The organism is Sandaracinobacter neustonicus (assembly GCF_006385875.1).
Taxonomy (GTDB): Bacteria; Pseudomonadota; Alphaproteobacteria; order Sphingomonadales; family Sphingomonadaceae; genus Sandaracinobacteroides; species Sandaracinobacteroides neustonicus.
In genome coordinates, this window is sequence record NZ_VFSU01000019.1 from 105,111 (window position 1) to 126,220 (window position 21,110).

Here is a 21,110-nt window from a genome sequence, read left to right on the forward strand (position 1 = left end):
CTCTTGCGCACAAGCGCCCTAAGAATTGATCTTCCCCCGCCTCGCGCCGGATACGGAAAGGGCGCGCGGTTTGCACCACGCGCCCTCCCGGTTGCCAAACCGGCGATGTTGAGCGTCAGAAGCGATATCCGGCAGACAGGATGAACTGCCGCGGCGGAATGAACGTCTCCATCACCTGCGCGCTGCCATAGGGATCAGAGAAGCGCGAGTTCACGCCATCCACGTTGAACAGGTTGGTGATCCGCGCCGTGATATCGAACCCGGTGTTTTCGGGCTGATACTTCAGCATCAGGTTCACCTGCGTATAATCCGGCGTGGTATCCACGGCAGAGTCGTTGAACAGGCGATACTGATATTCGCCGCGATAGATCAGCTGTGCCCGCGCCGTCATGGTGCCGGGGCCCACTTCGCCGGTGTAGGTGGCGGCGATGTTGCCCTGCCAGCGCGGCAGTTTCGGCACCCGGTTGCCGTTGATGTTTTCCCGTGCGGAATCGCGGGCCACCGTCGCTGGATAGAAGTTCACCCAGTAGAGCCAGCCGGGGAAGCCCGCGGCAACCTGCGCCGCCATCGCTGCAGCGGAATCCAGCGCGTAATAATCCTTGGTGAACTTCCCTTCCAGCCACGACAGCGACGCGTCGATACGGAAGCTGGGCGTCACCATCCACGAACCTTCGGCCTCAAGCCCATAGATCCGCGCGGCAGGCGCATTGGCAACACCTTCGCCGAACAGCACAGGGTCTTCCTCAAGGAACTGCATATTCTTGTAATTGTAGAGGAAGGCGCTGAGGTTCAGCTGGGCCTTGTTGTCGGCGAAGCGGTTCTTGCTGCCGATTTGAAGGAATCCACCGTCTCCTGCTTGTAGGTCGGCTTGATCGCGTCCTGCCAGCCCAGATACTCATAGGCGCCGGAGCTGGTGTTGATGCCGCCGGGCTTGAAGCCGCGCGTGTAGCTTGCATACACCAGATTGGCGGGCGTGATCCGGTAATCCAGCGCCACCTTGCCCGTCACCGCGTTGCCGGAAAAGGGCTCCCGCACCTCGGGTTGCAGGAAATTGCCGGAAGTATGGCCGCTGTTGCCGCCCGACATGCTGTCGGAATCGCCGGACGCCTGGTCGTCATTGTAACGGATGCCCGCTGTCAGGCTCAGCTGCTCGGTGAAATTATAAGTTCCTTGCGCGAACACGGCCCAGGCCTTGCGCGTGATCGACGAAAGCTCGGCATAGGTCAGGTTGGAAACCAGTGGACTGACGGCCGGCGTGTCCTGCGGCAGCGCCGGGCGCAGGATATTTCCGTCGGCAGAGCGGAACTCGTTGATATACTGGCTGTTCTTGGAGTGGAGATACACCCCGCCCACAACCCAGCTAAACGGCCCGCTGCCATTGGAGGACACGTTCAGCTCCTGCGTCCAGGATTCGGTGTCGCTCTGCCACAACGCCACATGGTCATGGGTATAACCCGAATAGGTCAGCGGGCTGTAACTCAGGTTCCAGAACAGCACGCTGTCCAGCCCGTCCGCGTCCCACTGCTGCTCGCTGTGCAGCTTCTGATAGCTGGTGATGGATTTGAAGGTGGCAAAATCCGCCTCATACTTGATCACGCCGGTGTACAGCTGCGTGCGCACATAGGCGCGGCCGGTGTAATCCTGCGTCAGGCGGCGCGGATCGGGATCCGGGTCCAGAATATTCTTCTGCGCCGGGCCGTTGGTGTCGCTGCGGAACTGGATGGTGTTCAGCGTAATGGAGAAATTGTCCTTCGGCTGCCATTTCGCCGCGATCCGGCCGCCGAACTCGTCCGCATCATCCAGCGGATACAGGTCGTAACCCGGCACCTTGGTGGCGTTGGCATAGCCGTCATGCTTCAGGAAATCGAAGGCGCCGCGAATGGCGAAGGTTTCGCCGATCGGCACGTTCACCGCGGCCTTGGCTTCGCGATACTTATAATTGCCGAACCCGGCGTTCAGATAACCCGTCAGGTCGGTTAGGGATGGCTCGACAGACACCACGTTGATGGTGCCCCCGGTGGAACCCTGCCCGAACAGCGTGCCCTGCGGCCCGCGCAGCACTTCCACCTGCCCCACGTCGATGAAGGCCGCCTTGGCCGCGATCGAGTTGAAGATGTAGGCGCCGTCGATGTGATAGGAGACGCCCGGCTGGGTGTTGGTGTTTTCCGGCGTTTCCGAACCGATACCCCGGATCACCAGCATCAGCTCGCCGCCGCCGCTGCGGGCGACCAGCAGGCTGGGCACGGTGCCGTTCAGGCCGGTGATATCGGTGATGTTGGCCGCGCGCAGCGTCTCCGCCGTCATCACGCTGACAGAGAGCGGCGCATTCTGCAGGCCAATGTCGCGCTTTTCGGCGGTGACGATGATCTCATCGAGACCGCCGCTGTCTGTTGCCACATTGTCGTCCGCAGCGGCGGCAACGCCGTGCATCAGGGCAAAGGCAGCCGAGCAGATCGAGAAGCTGGTGGCGACAGTGTGAAGAAACTTGCTTTTGTTAGACATGGATTCCCCCGATAACTGGGTTGCGGGAACCTCCCGATGGCGCGGCATTTTTGTCTGTTCCGCTTGCCCTGAAGTCTGTTCAGCAGCTGCCCAAGGGTCTTGTGCGAGTGCGAATAAGAAGTTGACGGAAACGCGTGTGCAGCAAAGTCCGCAGCCACGCCAGCCGTCGCAAGCATTGCCGCAACGCAATAAAAAACGGAGGTGCAGCGCAGGCGCGACGTTCCGCGCATGGCGCTTGGCCGATCAATGGTTTACAGGCAGGCGGCCCTTCGCCATCTTGCGTATCCGTATCCGGGGGAAGCTCAATCGTGCCCGAACTCTCATCCTCATCCCCCGCGTCAAGGGATCAGCGCGCATCCGCCACGCATCATTGCGATGCCTGCGTCGTGCGCAACCGCGCCATCTGCGCCGCGCTGGAACCGGAAGACAGGCACGCGCTGGGCCGCGAAGGCCGCATCCAGACCGTCCCGCGCGGCCGCACTTTGGTGTGGGAAGGCGAAGACGCCATGCTCGTCGCCAATGTGATCGAAGGCGTGCTGAAACTTTCCACTTCCACCAGCGATGGCCGCGAACAGATCGTCGGCGTGGTCTACCCTTCGGATTTCATCGGCCGCCCGTTCGGCGAACGCAGCCAGCACAGCGTCACCGCGCTGGTGGACAGCCGCGTCTGCCTGTTACCGCGCGCCGCCTTCGATCGCTTCGCCCACGAACATCCGGAACTGGAACATCGGCTGCTGAACCGCGCGCTGGACGAACTGGATCGTGCCCGGCGCTGGATGCTGCTGCTGGGCCGCAAATCCGCAACCGAACGGGTGGCGAGCTTCCTGCTGGAACTGTCGCACCGGCTCGCCGAATCGGGCTGCGCGGGCGATGTCGCGCTGGACAGCTTCGAACTGCCGCTGGATCGCCAGCAGATCGCGGATGTGCTGGGCCTCACCATCGAAACCGTCAGCCGCCAGATGTCGTCGCTGCGCGCGGCGGGCGTCATCGAACTGCCCGGCCGCCGCTCGCTGCACATCCTCGATCGCGCCCGCCTCACCGCGCTCGCCGGGGATTAAGGCGGGCACCCGGCCAGAAGGCCGAATGCCCGCCTGCTCGCTTAGAACTTGGTGCCGATCCCGAAGCCGACAACGATCGGGTTGATATCGACCCGCACGCTCTGCCGGCCGATGGCGGCCGTCGTCAGCCGTGCGCGGCTGCTCATGTCGATGTATTTCACGTCGAAGTTCAGGAACAGCTTGTTGTTCAGCGGAATGTCCGCCCCGGCCTGAAGCGCCCAGCCAAAGCTGTTCGACATGCTCACATCGGTGTCGCCCACGGCCGCCTCAAGGCTGCCGGACGCGCGGGTGTTATAGAAAATGGTATAGTTCACGCCTGCGCCGACATAGGGGCGAATGCTGCCCTCAGGCATGAAATGATATTGCAGTGTCAGCGTGGGCGGCAGCACCCAGGTGTCCAGCAGCTTGCCCACCGATTTCAGCGTGCCGCTATCGCCGTAAGCCGAATGCTTGGTGGTCGCCAGAATCAGCTCCATCCCAAGGTTGTTCGTCATCATATAGGTGAAGTCGAGTTCCGGCGTGTAGGCCTTGCCCACATTCACGCCCTCGCCCGGGAAGGCCGGCAACACATCGCCCGAGCTATCCTGCGGGGCGACAACCAGAAACCGGCCGCGCACCAGAAAATCTCCGGCTTCGGCGAACGCCGGGGCGCTTCCCGCCAACATGGCGGCACCCAGCGCGACGGTTGCAATGGCTCGCATCTTAGTCTCTCCTTGTCATGCAGGCGCTGGCTGCGGCTTCGAAAGCTGTTCCGAAGCCCGCCGCCTTCTCCCTGAATGGAAGGCCGCCTGTGGTGGTCCGCTTGTGCGCCCGCGCTGCAGCCCCGTCCTTGACGAACCCCAAGAATCGGGTTGACCTCGATCAACGCAAGCGAGCCGCCGCGCGTGCAATCGTCGCGGCATGTGGCCCTTCCACCCAGAGCTTCTGGCCCGCGCGGTGCCGCGCTACACCAGCTATCCCACGGCGGCCGAATTCGGCGCATCGGTGGGCGGCGCGGATCAGTTGGCGGCGCTGCGCTCGCTGCCGCACGGCACCTTCGTCTCGCTCTATGTGCACATCCCCTTCTGCCGCGACATCTGCTGGTATTGCGGCTGCAACACCAACCGCGCCAACCGCACAGACAGGATCGTCGCCTATCTCGAAGCGGTGGAGGCAGAGATCAACTGGCTCGCCAGCCACCTATCGGGCCGGGTGTCGCTCAGCCGGATCAGCTTCGGCGGCGGCAGCCCCAACGCGCTCGATCCGCTCAGCTTCGTCCGCCTCGTCAGCCAGATCGTCACCGCCTTTCAGGCCTCCACTCCCGAGATCTCGGTCGAGCTGGACCCGCGCACGCTGGACGCCGAATGGGCCGGCCTGCTCGGCAAGATCGGTGCCACCCGCGCCAGCCTCGGCGTGCAGACTCTGGACGCCGAAATTCAGGCCCGCATCGGACGGGTGCAACCGCTGGAAATGATCCGCAGCTCCGTCGATCTGCTGCGCAAATCCGGCGTCACCTCGCTCAACTTCGACTTGATGTACGGCCTCCCCGGCCAGAGCGAAGCGATCCTGATGGACACGCTGGAGGGCGCGCTGCAACTGGCCCCGGATCGCATCGCCCTGTTCGGCTATGCACATGTGCCGCACCTGATTCCGCGCCAGCGCCGCATCGAAGCCAGTGAACTCCCCGGCCTCGAACAACGCTTCCAGCAGGCCGCGCTCGGCCATGAACGGCTGGTCTCAGCAGGGTTGCAACCGATCGGCTTCGATCATTTCGCCCAACCCTCTGATCCAATCGCCGTCGCCGCCCGCGAAGGCCGCCTGCGCCGCAACTTTCAGGGCTTCACGGATGATCAGGCCCCGGCGCTCCTCGGCATCGGTGCCACCGCTATCAGCGCCACGCCGGATCTCATCGTCCAGAACGAGAAAAACACCGGCCGCTACCGCATGCGCGTGCTGGGCGGCCAACCAGCCGCCGAACTCGGCGTCCGCCGCAGCGCAGACGATCAGGAACGCGGCCTCGTCATCGAAGACCTGCTCTGCGGCCGCTCCGCGGACCTCTCCGGCCTCCCCGAAGACGGCGACTGCGAATTGCGCCTGAAACCCTTCCTCGAAGCGGGCTTGTGCCAGCTCGAAAACGACCGCCTCACCATTTTGCCCGGCGGCCTCCCCTATTCCCGAGCCATCGCCGCCTGCTTCGACAGCTACCGCGCGCAGGGCGCAGGCCGCTTCTCCTCAGCAGTCTAACCCCACAAAACAGCCCCTCCCCTTTAGGGGAGGGGTTGGGGTGGGGGCCATCCGCCGGGCGCGAGGTTGGGGTTTAGACAGCAGCGCTTTGGAGTGCACCCGCCCGTTCCTCCACACGTCGCCCCGGACTTGATCCGGGGCCCCGCTTTCACCTCCAACGTTGCCGAAGAACAGCTGGACCCCGGATCAAGTCCGGGGTGACGGTGTGGGTGTGAGGAGGTTGGCGCATAGGCCCGCCCCCCCCCCCCCCCCCCCCGCTGGATGCCAACCTATCCCCCGCTCAGGCTGAGCCTGTCGAAGCCCCATGGAGCATGCCCACCCCCAACACATTCCCATTCCCACCCGCACCCCCTAATCTCGCCTTATGCTTGATCTCGCCCAGCTCCGCCCGCTCGCCTTCGCGCTCGCGATCGGCTTGATCATCGGCCTGCAACGTGGCTGGCAGGCCCGTGCAGAACCAACGGGCCGCCGCGTCGCGGGCTTCCGCACCTTCGGGTTGCTGGGTCTGGCGGGCGGGCTGGCGGCGTTACTGCCATTGCCGTTCGGCACAGTGATTCTGGCGGCGGCGGCGGCGATGCTCATCGTCGGCTATGTGCGGGAAAGCAGCAGCACCGAATACAGCGCCACCACCGCCATCGCCGGCGTGCTCACGCTGGGGCTGGGCGCGTTTGCGGCGATGGGTCGGGAAACAGAGGCGATGGCGGCGGCGGCAGTGATGATGCTGCTATTGGCGCTGAAACACCGGCTGCACCATTTCCTGCGCGGCGTCTCCGCGACGGAGATCGAAGCCGCCAGCCGCTTCGCCATCGTCGCGCTCGTGATCCTGCCGCTGATGCCGGACAAGGCCTATGGCCCGTTCGAGGCCTGGAATCCGCGCCAGCTGTGGACGGTGGTGGTGGTGGTGCTGGCGCTCAGCTTCGCAGGCTATGTCGCCACCCGCCGCCTCGGCCCGTCGAAGGGGCTGCTGATCACGGCGGCGGCGGGGGCGCTGGTGTCATCCACGGCGGTCACCGCCAGCTATGCCCGGCAATTGAAAGAGGATTCGCCCGCCGTCCCCGCCCTCATCGCCGGGATCGCACTGGCCTCGGCAATTTCCTACGGCCGCCTGCTGCTGCTGGCAGCGCTGCTCACCACGGCGGCCGCACCCACGCTCGCCATCGCCATCGTGCCTGCGGGCCTTGTCGCGGTGGCGGCGGCATGGATCGTCGCGCGCCGGGCGGAGCCGCAAGTGCATGAAGGCGAACTGGCGCTGGGCAACCCGCTGAACTTCGGCTCGGCGTTCGGCCTCGCGGGATTCGTCGCGCTGCTGTCCGCGCTGTCGCGCTGGGCGCTGGATCATTTCGGTGGCGCGGGGATCGGCATCGTGCTGCTGCTCACCGGGCTTGCCGATGTGGATGCGGCCGTGTTGACGCTTGCGGCGCTGCCACCGCAAAATCTCGCGCCGGATCGCGCGGGGCTGCTGCTCACGCTGCCTGTCATCGCCAATATGACGGTGAAGATCGGGCTGGTGCTGGTGAACGCCCCCAACCGCCGGGGCCTGAAAGCAGCCCTGCCGCTGCTGGCCACCACGCTGGCGACGGCGCTGGGTGCCGCCTTTCTGGCGCTGCGCTGAAGCCGCTGTTGCAATCCGGCCTGCACAGGGCCAAGCCTCGCGCTGCATGAGCGAAGCAGACGCCGATCCGAACGCCGCGATGGACGATAACCGGCTGCAACCGGCCTTTCTGCGCGCCATCGAATCGGCGCTGAACGCAGAGGATGAAGGCGAAGTCCGCGCGCTGGTGAAGCCGCTGCACCCGGCCGATATCGCGGACCTGTTCGAGCAGCTGGACGCCGATCACCGAACCGCGCTCACCACCGCGCTCGGCCGCGATCTGAACGCCGATGTGCTGGCGGAAATGAACGATTGGGTGCGCGACGAAGTGGTGGGCGAACTCGCCCCCGAACATGTCGCCGAAGCCGTGTCGGAAATGGACACGGACGACGCCGTCGCCCTGATCGAGGAACTGGAACCCGCCGAACAGGAAGCCGTTCTCGACGAGCTTTCGGCGGACGACCGCGTGGCAATCGAAACCGCGCTGTCTTACCCGGAGGAATCTGCCGGGCGGTTGATGCAGCGCGAACTGATCGCGGTGCCGGAACATTGGACGATCGCGCAGGTGCTGGATTTCCTGCAGACCGCCCGCGACGATGTCACCGATTTCTGGGAAATCTTCGTGGTGTCGCCGGAACATAAGCCGCTCGGCACGATGCGGCTGTCATGGCTGCTCACGGCCCCGCGCTGGCTCGGCGTGTCAGACGTGATGCAGCGCCAGCAGACGCTGATTCCGGTCGATCTCGATCAGGAGGAAGTGGCGCTGCGCTTCCAGAAATACGCCCTGATTTCCGCTGCCGTGGTGGATCGCGACGGCCGGCTGGCCGGCGTGATCACGGCGGACGACATCGTCCACATCATCGCCGAGGAAGCGGGCGAAGATATCCTGAAACTGTCCGGCGCGGGCGACGGCGACATCTTCGAGCCCGTGGTCGACAGCTATAAGGCCCGCGTCCGCTGGCTGATCGCCAACCTGCTGACGGGTATCGTCTCGGCCAGCATCATCGCCAGCTTCGGCGCGACGATCGAGAAAATGGTCGTGCTCGCCGCCCTCTCCCCCATCGTCGCCTCCATCGGCGGCAACACCGGCAACCAGACGATGGCCGTCATCGTTCGCGCGCTGGCAACGGGGCAGATGACCAACGCCAACACCCGCCGCACGATCCTGCGCGAAGCCGCAGTTGCCTTCCTGAACGGCGTCACCATCGCCCTGCTGCTGGGCACGGGGGTGGCACTGCTGTTCTCCAACGCCCAACTGGGCGGCGTGATCGCGGCAGCCACGGTGTTCAACCTCATCATCGCGGGCCTCGCAGGCGTGATGGTCCCGCTCGGCCTCAAACGCCTCGGCGTAGACCCGGCAGTCGCCTCCTCGGTCTTCGTCACCATGATCACCGATTCCATGGGCTTCCTGCTGTTCCTGGGCTTCGCCACGGCCTCAGGTCTCGCCGCGTAGGCACCGCGTTCAGGCGGCGCGCGCCGCCGCACAAGTCGCAGGAGCACACAGATCAGCGCGCCCCTTTTAGCCCCTCCCCTGCAGGGGAGGGGTTGGGGTGGGGGCTAACCGCTTGGCGCGAGGTTGGGGGTTGTTGCCAGCGGCGCTTTCGCGCGTGTCCCACCCACCTCTCCACCCGCCGCCCCGGACTTGATCCGGCGCCCCGCTTTTCGTCTCCCACGTTGCCGGAGAACAGCTGGCCCCCGGATCAAGTCCGGGGTGACGGGTGTGGGTGTGGGGATGTCAGCGGATCAGGCCCGGCGGTGACACCCCCTCTCCATCTCTCCCCCTTGCAGGGGGAGAGCGCTCCGTAGCGCCGCAGGCAATCAAAGCGGATCACACGCACAACGCTTGAGTTCGGGTGCGACGCAAATGTTGAGGGGGCAGGGAAATCATTTCCTTGGCACGGGTTCCAAGGGCAAAGCCCTTGGCCGCCGGAGGCAAAACCAACCACCACCGGCAAAACCCATCCACCCTCAACTACAACGCGTAGTCCCGGACCCGGTTGCCTTGGACGTGCAGCGCGCGCCGCCCGCAACGGTGATGTCGCCCGATCCGGTCACGCGCAGGTCGGCCGTTCCGGTCGCGCGGGCGTCGATGTCGCCGGAGCCGGTGGTGGTTGCGGTCAGCGTTTCGCAGGTGAGGCGGCTGGCGTCGATATCGCCGGAGCCGGTCACGGAGAGGCTACCGGTGCCGCAGCGCCCGGCCGCGCTGATGTCCCCGGAGCCGGAGATGGAGAGCGAGAGGGTCGGCGCGTTGACGGTGTGCAAATCCATCTCGCCCGATCCGCTGATCCGGCCCGCGAACGGCCCGTTCACCCGGTCCACATCGATATCGCCGGAGCCGCTGATCGTCGCTGCGTTGAGCGCCGGCACGGAAACGCGGACTTTCACCCCGTCGCGGCTGCTCCAGTTCCATTTGCCGGGCTTGGTGCCGATCAGCAGCCGCTTGCCGTCCACGCGGATGTCCATCCGGTCCAGATCGGCGTCTGCGCCGGTGGCCACCACAGAGGCCCGGCCGCCGGTCGTCACCGTGACGTCGGTGGAGCCGGCCAGCACGATCTCGCTGAAATCGGTCACGGGAAAACTGCGTTCAGCGGCAAAGGCGGGCGCAGATGCGGCAAGGGCAAGAATGAGGGCAAAAGAGGTGCGCAAAGGAAAACTCCCCGGAAGCGTGGTCCCTCTCTCGCCAGCCCTTTAGGCCAGCCGAAAGCGCGGCGCAACCGCCCAAAATCCTCCCCTGAAAGGGGAGGTGGCTCGAAGGGCCGGAGGGGTGACAAACCGACCGCCAAATCCACAACGCAAAAAAACCGCGGGCCGGTGCCAAGGCACCAGCCCGCAGCTTTCATCCCGCAATCGGTCAGGCCAGAACGGCTTACGCCGCCTTCAGCACATCCTCGATCTCGCGCTGGGCGGCCGGTTCGTCGATGTTCTTCATCGCCGCCACTTCCCGCGCCAGACGGCTGATCGCCGCTTCGAAAATCTGCCGCTCGGAATAGCTTTGTTCCGGCTGATCTTCGGCGCGGTGCAGATCGCGCACCACTTCGGCGATGGACACCAGATCGCCCGAGTTGATCTTGGCTTCATATTCCTGCGCCCGGCGCGACCACATGATGCGCTTGATCTTCGGCTTGCCCTTCAGCGTCAGCAGCGCGTCTTTCAGCGTCGCTTCGCTGGACAGCTTGCGCATGCCAACGCCTTCGGCCTTGTTCGTCGGAACCTTCAGCGTCATCCGCTCCTTGTCGAAGCGGAGAACGTAAAGCTCCAGCCTCGCACCGGCGATTTCGCTCGCCTCGATTTCAATCACCCGACCAACGCCGTGCTTGGGATACACGACATTGTCACCCACCTGGAAGCTGAGTGCCTTGGCTGCCATATCGACTACTGTCCTTTCCTCGGCGAGAAACCAGCCATTACCCCGGCCACCGGCATCCGCGGATGCGACGGAAACCTGCCGGGCGAGTCGCGAAAGGAAAGATTCGCAGACAGCTTCGCCGGATGGCAGGTCAGGCATGGAATAGAGCCGGTCTCGCGCGACATCATCATGATCGTGGCGACGAACCCTGCAAGACCGGCGGGCCCGTTCGCCAGTTGGCGACACTCGGATCGCTGAAGCAGTGGGTCTATTCCGCATCAGGTGCCGACCCCTTCTGGTCGTCCTGCGGACAATGCGCGCCAGCGCCTGACTCCGGCTTTCAAGCTTTCCGAGGCCCTAGGCCATAGCAGAAATATGACATCAATTCTACCCTGAAGGCCCCTCCTGACGTCAAATCAGGCCTGTTCAGGGGTAAAATTCCGCAATTACACGTCATCTTCCGGGTCCGGGCCGGCCATCAGCGCATCCGAAACACCCGCAGAGTTCGCCCGGATCGCCGAGTCGATCCGCGCGGCCATCTCTGGATTTTCCGTTAAGAACTTCTTCGCATTCTCCCGGCCCTGCCCGATCCGCGTGCTGTCATAGCTGAACCACGCGCCGGACTTGTCCACCAGCCCGGCCTTCACGCCCAGATCGAGGATTTCGCCCACCTTGGAAATGCCGCTGCCATACATGATGTCGAACTCGACCTGCCGGAACGGCGGTGCCACCTTGTTCTTCACCACCTTCACCCGCGTGGTGTTGCCGATGATGTCCTCGCGGTCCTTGATCTGCCCCGTCCGCCGGATATCCAGCCGCACGGAGGCATAGAATTTCAGCGCATTGCCGCCCGTCGTCGTCTCCGGATTGCCATACATCACGCCAATCTTCATCCGTACCTGGTTGATGAAGATGACGATGCAGCGGCTGCGGGAAATGGAGCCGGTCAGCTTCCTGAGCGCCTGGCTCATCAGCCGCGCCTGCAAGCCCACATGGCTGTCGCCCATCTCGCCTTCGATTTCCGCGCGCGGCACCAGCGCCGCCACCGAATCCACCACCAGCACGTCGATCGCGTTCGATCGCACCAGCGTGTCGGTGATCTCCAGCGCCTGCTCACCGGTGTCCGGCTGGGAGACGATCAGATTGTCGGTGTCCACCCCCAGCTTCTTGGCATAGATCGGGTCCAGCGCATGTTCGGCGTCCACAAAGGCCGCAACGCCGCCCGCCTTTTGCGCTTCGGCGATCACATGCAGCGCCAGCGTCGTCTTGCCGCTCGATTCAGGTCCGTAAATCTCGATCACCCGGCCCCGGGGAAGCCCGCCGATGCCCAGCGCGATGTCCAGCCCCAGCGAACCTGTGGAGATGGATTCGATCTCCAGCGTCTCGCGCTGCCCCAGCTTCATGGCAGAGCCCTTGCCGAAGGCCCGGTCGATCTGCGCCAGTGCCGCTTCGAGCGCCTTTTCCCTGTCCATGCGAATCCCTTGTTCTCAAATGCCCCAGCGGGCAAAGACCCCGTCACCTGCTAGCCGCGCAAGCGCCGCCGCGCAAGCTTCGTACCTGTTTTGTTCTTGCTCCGCAAGCAGCTTGCACGCCGCTTTTCAAACCAGTTCGCGCAACCGCTCGCCAAGTGTCCGCACGGTATAGGGTTTGGGCAGATATCCCACCCCCAGCCCCGGCACGGCCGCCCGCGCGCCTTCATCCGCATAGCCCGATGTCAGCAGCACCGGCAGCCCCGGCCACAGCTCGCGCGCGGCACTCGTCAACCCGATCCCGTCCAGCCCCGGCATGCGAATGTCAGACACCATCACCGCAGGCCGCTCGGCTGCCAGCCGCTTCAGCGCCGCCTCGCCGTCCGCCGCCTGCCGCACCCGCCAGCCCAGCCGCTCCAGCCCGCGCGCGACGGACATGCGCAGCATCAGCTCATCCTCCACCAGCAGCAACAGCCGCCCGGCGGGCTGCACCGGCGCGGCAGCCGCCTCCACCGCCTCCGACACTTCCGGTAGATAAACCGCGAAACGCGCGCCCTTCGCCGAAGGTTCCAGCAGCAGGAAACCGCCCGATTGCTTCACCAGCCCGAAGGCACTGGAAAGCCCCAGCCCCTGCCCCTTCGGCCGGGTGGTGAAATAAGGCTCAAAAATCCGCGCCGCCACCGCGCCGTCCACCCCCGGCCCGTCATCGCTCACGCTCAGCACGCCATAGGAAACGGCGGGCATGAAGGCCCGCCCGGCCTCCGGCCGCTCGCCCGCACCGATCCGCGCCGCCGCCAGTTCGATCCGCCCCCGCCCGCGCGTTTCCAAGATGGCGTCACGCGCGTTCAGCACCAGATTCACCAGCACCCGCTCCAGCGCCGTCGAATCCACCCGCACCCGCACAGCGGCTCCGCGCCGCACGGCCAGCGCCACCTTCGGCCCCGTCAGCGCAGAGAGCACGGGGGCCATCTGCTCCAGCAACTCGCCCAGATCGGCCACTGCCGGGTTCAGCATGTCCTGCCGGGAAAAGGCCAGAATCTGCCGCACCAGCTCGCTCGCCTTCACCGCCTGATCGACGATGGCGGACAGATCGCGCACCTCCTCGGCCCCCGCCGCCCGCGCGTGCAGCAGCTCCGCCGTGGTGACGATACCACCCAGCATATTGTTCAGATCATGCGCCAATCCAGCCGCCAGCAAGCCCACCGCCTGCGTGCGCACAACCCCGTTCGAACCCGCAACCCCAGACATAGCGACAGCCAAGACCTTCCCGGAAAGCCCCTGCCGTTCCACGGCCGCACCGCGTCTGGCTTAAGTGCGCCCCGCGCCCAGCCCGGCCGGCTGCCCGTCCCGCGCGGCCCTTATCCGCTTGCGCCGGTTCCAGCGCTGGCCCACCCACAGCCGCCAGCCCAGATGCACGCTCATCCAGCCGGCGGCCGCCCCCACCACGGCGAAGATCAGCAGCCCCACATAGGTCGGCCCGGCCAGATTCACCGTCCAGCCGATCGCCTGCTCCAGCCTGCCCGCACCCGGTGCCAGGCGGAACAAGGTATCATTCTGCATACCGATGGCCTGCTTCCCCACGATGAAGGCCATCACCCAGATAAAGGGCATGGTCAGCGGGTTGGTGATGAAGGTGGCAGCGGCAGCCACCGGCAGATTGGCGCGCGCGGCCACCGCGAACACGGCCGCGAACGGAGTCTGTGCCATCGGCACCGCGAATCCGGCGAACAGCCCCAGCGCGGTGCCGCGCGCCACGCCGCGCCGGTTGAAACGCCACACCAGCGGCGATGACAGGTGCCGGGCAAAGGGACGCAGGTAGCGATTCGCTTCCAGCTCCTCCCGCTTCGGCAACTTCAACCACCCCGGCACCGGAACAACTCCCCTTGGATTCGGCGCGATGCAGTTTTCGCGCGCGGCAGCCATTCAACCGCCATTGCGGCAAAGATGTGTCTGCGAAGGCTGAACCGCAACCGAACAGCCCCGGAAACCGGCGGAATGAGACGAGAATTCGACGAAAGTCGCAGCTGGAAGGGCGTTCAGCCCCGTTCGCGCAGCAGGCGGCCCTGTTCGCGCTTCCAGTCCTTTTCCTTCTCGTGCGCGCGCTTGTCGTGCAGCTTGCGGCCCTTGGCGACGGCCAGTTCCACCTTCGCCCGGCCGCGCTCGTTGAAATACACGCTCAGGGGCACCAGCGTCATGCCCTGCCGGGCCACCGCGCCGTGCAGCTTCTCGATCTCTCGCGCGCGCAGCAGCAGCTTCCTCGGGCGCTTCGGCTCGTGGTTGTGGCGGTTGCCGTGGCTGAACTCGGGGATGTTGGCGTTCACCAGCCACACCTCGCCATTCTTCACCTCGGCATAGCTTTCCGCGATCGAGCCTTCGCCAAAGCGCAGGCTTTTCACCTCTGTGCCGGTCAGGGCGATCCCGGCGTCGAGCACATCCTCGAAGCTATATTCATAGCGCGCGCGGCGGTTTTCAGCGACGGTCTTTACCTTCACCGTCTCATGTCTGGGGCGTGCCATCAGGGCGCAATACCCGCGTGCGCCAGCGCCGCATCCACAGCCGCCTTCGAAACCGCAGACGGCTCCACCACCGGCAACCGCGTGGTCGCTTCCATCCGCCCCAGCAGCGAAAGCGCATATTTGGTCGGCCCCGGCGAGGCATCGGTGAACAGCGCCCGGTGCAGCGGATACAGCTGATCCTGCAACGCCAGCGCGGTCGCGAAATCGCCGTCCAGCGCCGCCTGCACCTGCTGCGCGTTCAGCGCGGGCGCGACATTGGCCGTCACCGAAATCGCCCCATGCCCGCCATGGGCGATGATCCCCAAACTCATATAGTCATTGCCGGACAGGATCAGGAAATCCCGCCCGCACTCCTGCCGGATCTGGCTGATCCGCTCGATATCGCCGGTCGATTCTTTCACGCCGATGATATTGGAATGATCGGCCAGTTCCGCCATCGTCTCCGTCGCCATGTCGATGCCGGAACGGCCGGGGATGTTGTAGATCAGGATCGGCAGCGGCCCATGATCGGCCAGATGCCGGAAGTGCGCGATCAGCCCACGCTGCCCCGGCTTGTTGTAATAGGGGCAAACCACCAGCGCCACATCGGCCCCGGCCTTCGCCGCCGATTGCATATGGTGCAGCGCCACGGCGGTGTCGTTCGAACCGCAGCCCGCGATCACCGGCACGCGCCCCTTCGCCGCCTTTACCGTCAGGCCGACCACATGGTCATGCTCCTCGATGGAGAGCGTCGCCGATTCGCCCGTGGTGCCGCAGGGCACCAGCCCGCCCGAGCCTTCGGAAACCTGCCAGTCCACAAAGGCTTCGAACGCTTTTTCATCCACCCGCCCATCGCGAAACGGGGTGACAAGCGCAGGGATGGAGCCAGTGATGAGCGGCATGAAATCAGGTCCTTGGAATGCGGCAATTCGCCTTGGCGTGCGGCAGGGTGACACCCACCGGCCTTGGCGCAATCGTCCGGCCTGCCTAAAGACTTCCCCATGACCCTGCAATATCGCCTGTCCGCCGCAATAGTTGCCGTGGCCGCAATCGCCGCCCCCGCGCTGGCACAATCCGATCCCGCCTCGCGCGCATGGCTCGCCCAACAGTTCGCCAGTTACCGGGCCGGCTCCAGCATGGCCCCGCAAGGCGCGCCCACCCCGCTCGCCAACAGCCTCGCCACTTGGGAATGGCTCCGCCGCCCGGTGCCTGCGGGCGTGACCTATCCATTGTCTCTGCAATCGCAATGGCTTGCCGCACATCCCGGCTGGCCCGGCCACAGCGCCATCCGCCGCCGCGCCGAAACGCAGGCCGCAGACCAGACGAAAGCGTCAGACGCCGAAGCGCTGGCCTATTTCCGCGCCGTGCCGCCCATCACCTCGGCCGGGCAGGCGCGCTACGCCCTCCTCCTCGCCGGCCCCGAGGCAGTTGCACAGGCCCGCGCCGCATGGGCACGCCCGTCCATCCCGCCGGAACTGGAAAGCGCCCTCCTCGCCCGCTTCGGCAGCAACTTCACCCGTGAAGACCATGCCGCGCGTGCCGATCAGCTGATCTGGGCCGGGCAAACCAGCGCCGCCGCCCGCCTCATCCCCTTCCTTGACGATGAAGCCCGCGCGCTGGCACAGGCCCGCATCGCGCTGCGCACGGGCGCGCCAGACGCAGAGGCACGCGCGGCGTCCGTCCCCGCCAAATACCGCCGCAACGCGGGCCTCACGCATGATCGCTCCATCTTCCTTGAACGGCAGGGCCGCCTCTCGGAAGCCGAAGCCCTGCTCGCCGCCGGAGATACGGACGCAGGCGCCACCGCGCCGGAAACATGGCTGGAACGCCGCCTCACGCTGGGCCGTGCGGCCATGCGCCGGGGCGATCACCAAACCGCCTATCGCATCCTCGCCAACCACAAGGCCGTCGCGCCCGGCGTGAATCCGGCCAGCCTCCCCCTTTCCGTCCGCGTGGACTTGTCGGATACGGACTGGCTGGCGGGCTGGCTGGAACTCAGGAAGCTGGGCCGTCCCGAACATGCGCGGGAGCATTTCACCCGCTTCAACGCCGCTGTCACCACCCCCATCAGCCAGACGCGCGGCGATTACTGGCTGGGCCGCGCCGAAAAGGCCGCCGGCAACCCGGCAGCCGCCACGGCCGCCTTCGAACGCGCCGCCCGCCACAGCGATTATTACTACGGCCAGCTCGCGGCAGAGGAACTGGGCCGCACGCCCGCCCTCCCCATGGTCCCGCGCATCACCCCCACCGCGGCAGACCGGCAGAAAGCCGAAGGCTCCTCGCTCGGCCGCGCCCTGCAACTGCTGATCGATGCCGGAGAGGCAGAGCGCGCCTCCCTGTTCACCCGCGCGCTGGCAGACAGCCTGACCACCCCAGCCGAAGCCCGCGCGGCCGCCGAATATGGCCAGCGCATCAACCGCCCCGATCTCGGCGTCTGGACATGGAAGGCCGCCCGCCCGCGCGGAGACCTCGCCACCTTCGATCTCGCCTACCCGCGCCTGCCCGCCAGTTCGCCCGTGCCCTCGCAGGACTGGATCATCAGCCACGCCATCGCCCGGCAGGAATCGAGCTTCGATCGCACCGCGCTGTCCTCCGCAGGCGCGCGCGGGCTGATGCAGCTGATGCCCGCCACCGCACAGGACGTCGCCCGCAGGCTGGGCCTCCCCTACAATGCCCAGCGCCTGTTCGACGATCCGGCCTACAATGTCACGCTGGGCAGCGATTACATCCGCCTCAGGCGGGACAATTTCTCGAACGCCGCCATGGCCATCGCCGCCTATAACGCAGGCGCGGGCAACGTCCGCAAATGGCTGACAATGAACGGCGATCCGCGCGGTGGCACCACCAACGACCTGATCGACTGGGTCGAGATGATCCCCATCACCGAAACCCGCAACTATGTGCAGCGCGTCACGGAAAACGCCGTCGTCTATTCGCTGCTGGAGCCCACGCGGCAGGGCGCACAACCCCGAGCCTCGCAATGGCTGAAAAACCCCTGATCCGGCCCCGCCAGCCCCACCCCCAACCCGTCACCCCGGACTTGATCCGGGGTCCAGCTTCCTGTCTTGGCACCGCATGAGCGACCCGATCACCCCCGCAGGCATGGCCGCCCTGAAGGCCCGCTACGATCACCTGTTCGCCACCGAACGCCCGCAAATGGTGGAGGTCGTCAGCTGGGCGGCAGGCAACGGAGACCGCTCCGAAAACGGAGACTATCTCTACGGCCGCAAGCGCCTGCGCGAGATCGACCGCGAACTGGGGCACCTGTCGCGACGCATGAAAGACCTGCAAGTCGTCGACCCATCCCGCCAGCCGGACAAGACCCGCATCTTCTTCGGCGCGACAATCAAGGTGGTGGACGAAGACGACCGCGAACAAACCCTCACCCTCGTCGGCCGCGACGAAGCCGACGCGGGCGCCGGCCGCATCGCCTGGAACAGCCCGGTCGCCATAGCCCTGAAAGGCGCCCGCATCGGCGAAACCCGAACCGCCCGCCTCCCAGCCGGGGAGCGGTATCTGGAAGTGCGGGAGATCAACTATCCGGGCTGATTGAGGATTATTTTTGCCGCATCTAAACAATTCATCGATTTCTTCAGTGAAATTGTTAACGTCTATCATCAGACATATCCGCACGGGGGCGCGCGCAATGTCGACGATGGACCTGATCGAAGAAATCTACAGTTCGATCGACGACGATGAAGCTTTTGCCCGTCTTCCGGACACTATATCTGCACTAGCGCGCTCCAGATCGACGCTCATCTACCGTATCCGCAACGACGACGGCGCCTGCACCATCTCCGCCTATAGTCATTTCACCTCCGCCCAGCACGATCTTTATGAGAACCGATACGCGTTCGACAATCCATGGGCCCGCCGCGTCCAGTCGCTTGGGCTAACGGGCCGCGCGATTGCCCTATGCGATCTCGTGCCCGAACAGGAAATTATGCGAAGTGAATTCTACCATGAATTCATGCGCGCCAACGGGGACGACACCGGCCGCTGCATAGGCGGTGAGTTCCACATGCGGGACAGCCGGCTGATCATCGCCTCCCACCGTGCCCTTCGGGCCCGTCCCTATGGCGATGCGGACGTCGCCCGGATGGAGATGGCGCTGCGCCACGTCCGCCGGGCACTGTCCACCCGAGACGAACTGGCAAACCTGCGCTGGCATGGCGGCCTGCTGGAATCCCTGCTGAATCAGGAGGAGCGCGCGATGCTGGTGCTCGGCGCCGGTGCGCGCGTCCGTTACTGCAACGCCGCCGCCGAACATATCCTCTCCGGCGGCCACGGCATGCGCCTGCGCGGCGGGCACCTCCTTCTTGCCGGCGCGGCCAGCCAATCCGCATTGCAACGCGCGCTGGACGACATCCTGAACCGCCGGGCCGAAACCCCCTCCAGCTTCGCGGTGCCGCGCCGGGACGCCGCCACGGCGTTCGAATTCCGCCTCAGCCCGCTGCGGCTGAAGGGCGAGGATCTCTGCATCCTCACCATCCTGGACCCGGCCCGCCCGACCACGAACGACTGGCCCATGGTCGCCCGCATGTTCGGCCTCACACCGACCGAACTCGCCCTCGTGCAGGAACTGCACACCGGCCGGTCACTGGCCGACATCGCCGACAGCCGCCACCGCTCCATCGAAACCCTGCGCACGCAATTGAAGGCCATATTCCAGAAAACCGGCTTCAACCGCCAAAGTACCCTGCTGGGCGGCATCGAACGCCTGCTGCGGCAGGGCTGACCGCCCTGAAAATCACCCGGACGGGTGATGGAATGCCGCATCGCGGCAGATAGTTTTCCCGCGCATCCATGTGGATGAAACAGCGGGGAAAAAACATCATGCGTCATTCAATCATGGCGGCGCTATTCGTCAGCGCCGCAATCGCCACACCGGCTGCGGCCGTCACCATCACCAACCTGTTCAACTTCAGCCCGGCCAGTGGCTACTCTTCGCGTGGCGAACTCGTCGCCGATGCCGCCGGCAACCTCTATGGCACGACGAGATCAGGCGGCGCGAACGGAGTTGGCACCCTGTTCCGCCTTGGAACGGATGGCGTCTATTCCGTGTTGCACAACTTCAGCAGCGCGAGTGGAGGCGTTGCCGAAGCCGGGCTGACCATCGACGCCGCCGGCAATCTCTATGGCACGACCTCTGCAGGCGGCGCCAACGGCTTGGGCACCGTGTTCCGGGTTGGAACGGATGGTTACTCTGTGCTGCACGATTTCGACTCGGCTGGCGGAGGCAATCCTCGAGGTGGGGTCATCCTCGATTCGTCGGGCAACCTCTATGGAACGGCATATAATTACGGAGCAGCCAACCGGGGAACAATCTACAAGATCAGCACGGACGGCGATTACACCGTTCTGCACAATTTCACGGCGCTGCAAACCGGATACCATCCGCAAGCCGGCCTGACGTTGGGCGCGGACGGCTATCTCTATGGCACAGCGAGCGGCGGCATTCCTGCGGTCCAGGCCGGAACCATCTTCAAGCTGGCCACCGATGGCAGCGACTACACCCTGCTGCACAGCTTCGGGATCTCCGGGGACGGCAGATACCCGCAAATGGAGATGATCGCAGACGCTGCGGGCAATATGTACGGAACGACGAATCAGGGCGGTGGGAGCGGATATAACAGTATCGGCACCATTTTCCGTATTGGAACGGACGGCGAATATTCCGTGATCCATACCTTCGTCGGCGAAACCAACGGATCTTACCCCGTTGGCAACCTGCTTCTGGATGCCGCCGGCAACCTGTATGGCACAACCACCTCAGGCGGAATCAACCAGAATGGCACAGTGTTCCGGCTGAGCGCGGACGGCGATTATTCGGTGCTGTATAAATTCGCGACCTATGGGGGGTACGGCAGAAGCCCCTATGCCGGCTTGTTGGCGGATGCGGAAGGCAATCTCTATGGATCGACTTCCAGCTCGGACGGATCAAATCTCTACGGCTCCATCTTCAAATTAAGCGACGTGGGCTATGTGCTCCCTGCCGTCACCCCGCCCCCCGTGGGCGGCATTCCGGAACCCGCCACCTGGGCCATGCTGATCGTCGGCTTCGGGCTGGTGGGTGTATCCGCACGCCGGCGTGCGCGCATCATGAGCATCGGAAATTAAACAGTTCAGGCGCGATGCCCGGATGTTGCCGGGCGCCTGCCGGGCGGGGGACTTCCCCGCCCGGCGAAATTCCGTGGAACATGTCCAACAAATCCAACAGCTCCTACCCGCAACGCGTTGAAATCAAAGTGTAGGACAATGTTCCACGTGGAACAACCAATGTGGTTATAGCGGAGAGGAGCGGCCGGCGGCATAGCCGCCGAGTCCGCTTTGCCAATGGGGAAGAGATAGAAGGATTGCGGGCAAAGCCCGCTCGTCGGACGGGTTCGTGGGCAGTCGCCCACGCCCCGCCGTCCGGGCCTGCGG

Annotated in this window: 18 protein-coding genes; 8 read left to right on the forward strand and 10 right to left on the reverse strand. The window is 65.2% G+C overall.

Annotated features, from left to right (window positions below; all coding sequences use genetic code 11):
• Positions 1–115: 115 nt before the first annotated feature.
• Complete coding sequence (locus tag FJQ54_RS17925; RefSeq protein WP_328592164.1) at positions 116–886, reverse strand: TonB-dependent receptor domain-containing protein; 771 nt, start codon at positions 884–886, stop codon at positions 116–118.
• Positions 790–2,502: a TonB-dependent receptor gene (locus FJQ54_RS17930; protein WP_268920563.1), complete on the reverse strand. Its 1,713-nt coding sequence runs from the start codon at positions 2,500–2,502 to the stop codon at positions 790–792. The genes FJQ54_RS17925 and FJQ54_RS17930 overlap by 97 nt, the downstream gene beginning before the upstream one ends.
• 386 nt (positions 2,503–2,888) lie before the next feature.
• Here FJQ54_RS17930 and FJQ54_RS06695 point away from each other — a divergent pair, with 386 nt between their 5' ends.
• The gene (locus FJQ54_RS06695) at positions 2,889–3,560 is read left to right on the forward strand and encodes a Crp/Fnr family transcriptional regulator (RefSeq protein WP_235890345.1); all 672 of its coding nucleotides are present in this window, start codon (positions 2,889–2,891) and stop codon (positions 3,558–3,560) included.
• A 41-nt stretch (positions 3,561–3,601) separates the two neighbouring features.
• Here the strand turns inward: FJQ54_RS06695 and FJQ54_RS06700 are convergent, their stop codons facing one another.
• A complete protein-coding gene (locus FJQ54_RS06700; RefSeq protein ID WP_140927638.1) occupies positions 3,602–4,261 on the reverse strand; it encodes an OmpW/AlkL family protein in 660 nt (219 codons plus the stop codon).
• A gap of 199 nt (positions 4,262–4,460) precedes the next feature.
• Here FJQ54_RS06700 and hemN point away from each other — a divergent pair, with 199 nt between their 5' ends.
• The 3 genes from hemN (at position 4,461) to mgtE (ending at position 8,827) form a co-directional block, all read left to right on the forward strand.
• Positions 4,461–5,783: an oxygen-independent coproporphyrinogen III oxidase gene (gene hemN / locus FJQ54_RS06705; protein WP_140927639.1), complete on the forward strand. Its 1,323-nt coding sequence runs from the start codon at positions 4,461–4,463 to the stop codon at positions 5,781–5,783.
• Between the two features lie 364 nt (positions 5,784–6,147).
• Positions 6,148–7,395, forward strand: coding sequence for an MgtC/SapB family protein (locus FJQ54_RS06710; RefSeq protein ID WP_140927640.1), 1,248 nt, complete (start codon positions 6,148–6,150; stop codon positions 7,393–7,395).
• A 46-nt stretch (positions 7,396–7,441) separates the two neighbouring features.
• Positions 7,442–8,827 carry a magnesium transporter gene (gene mgtE / locus FJQ54_RS06715; RefSeq protein WP_140927641.1) on the forward strand — a complete coding sequence of 462 codons (1,386 nt, stop codon included), beginning with the start codon at positions 7,442–7,444 and terminating at the stop codon, positions 8,825–8,827.
• Positions 8,828–9,342: 515 nt separating this feature from the next.
• Here the strand turns inward: mgtE and FJQ54_RS06720 are convergent.
• The 7 genes from FJQ54_RS06720 to dapA all read right to left on the reverse strand — a co-directional run bounded on the left by FJQ54_RS06720 (position 9,343) and on the right by dapA (position 15,586).
• Entirely contained in the window at positions 9,343–9,945 is a 603-nt protein-coding gene (locus FJQ54_RS06720) for a head GIN domain-containing protein (protein WP_181160022.1), read from the reverse strand.
• 295 nt (positions 9,946–10,240) lie between these two features.
• Positions 10,241–10,741, reverse strand: coding sequence for a CarD family transcriptional regulator (locus FJQ54_RS06725; RefSeq protein ID WP_140927643.1), 501 nt, complete (start codon positions 10,739–10,741; stop codon positions 10,241–10,243).
• A 425-nt stretch (positions 10,742–11,166) separates the two neighbouring features.
• On the reverse strand, positions 11,167–12,192 hold the full coding sequence (gene recA, locus FJQ54_RS06730) for a recombinase RecA (protein ID WP_140927644.1): 1,026 nt from the start codon (positions 12,190–12,192) through the stop codon (positions 11,167–11,169).
• Between the two features lie 126 nt (positions 12,193–12,318).
• Positions 12,319–13,437 carry a hybrid sensor histidine kinase/response regulator gene (locus tag FJQ54_RS06735; RefSeq protein WP_140927645.1) on the reverse strand — a complete coding sequence of 373 codons (1,119 nt, stop codon included), beginning with the start codon at positions 13,435–13,437 and terminating at the stop codon, positions 12,319–12,321.
• A gap of 60 nt (positions 13,438–13,497) precedes the next feature.
• A complete protein-coding gene (locus FJQ54_RS06740; protein WP_235890346.1) occupies positions 13,498–14,058 on the reverse strand; it encodes a DUF2062 domain-containing protein in 561 nt (186 codons plus the stop codon).
• A gap of 167 nt (positions 14,059–14,225) precedes the next feature.
• On the reverse strand, positions 14,226–14,705 hold the full coding sequence (gene smpB, locus FJQ54_RS06745; RefSeq protein ID WP_140927647.1) for an SsrA-binding protein SmpB: 480 nt from the start codon (positions 14,703–14,705) through the stop codon (positions 14,226–14,228).
• Entirely contained in the window at positions 14,705–15,586 is an 882-nt protein-coding gene (gene dapA / locus FJQ54_RS06750) for a 4-hydroxy-tetrahydrodipicolinate synthase (RefSeq protein WP_140927648.1), read from the reverse strand. Before dapA ends, smpB begins: the two co-directional genes overlap by 1 nt.
• 99 nt (positions 15,587–15,685) lie before the next feature.
• Between dapA and FJQ54_RS06755 the strand changes: the two genes are divergently transcribed.
• The 4 genes from FJQ54_RS06755 (at position 15,686) to FJQ54_RS06770 (ending at position 20,804) form a co-directional block, all read left to right on the forward strand.
• Complete coding sequence (locus tag FJQ54_RS06755; protein WP_140927649.1) at positions 15,686–17,683, forward strand: lytic transglycosylase domain-containing protein; 1,998 nt, start codon at positions 15,686–15,688, stop codon at positions 17,681–17,683.
• A 76-nt stretch (positions 17,684–17,759) separates the two neighbouring features.
• Positions 17,760–18,233, forward strand: a complete 474-nt coding sequence (locus tag FJQ54_RS06760; RefSeq protein ID WP_140927650.1) for a GreA/GreB family elongation factor — start codon at positions 17,760–17,762, stop codon at positions 18,231–18,233.
• Positions 18,234–18,330: 97 nt separating this feature from the next.
• Positions 18,331–19,422 carry a helix-turn-helix transcriptional regulator gene (locus tag FJQ54_RS06765; RefSeq protein WP_140927651.1) on the forward strand — a complete coding sequence of 364 codons (1,092 nt, stop codon included), beginning with the start codon at positions 18,331–18,333 and terminating at the stop codon, positions 19,420–19,422.
• 98 nt (positions 19,423–19,520) lie between these two features.
• Complete coding sequence (locus FJQ54_RS06770) at positions 19,521–20,804, forward strand: choice-of-anchor tandem repeat GloVer-containing protein (RefSeq protein ID WP_181160023.1); 1,284 nt, start codon at positions 19,521–19,523, stop codon at positions 20,802–20,804.
• Positions 20,805–21,110 lie beyond the last annotated feature (306 nt).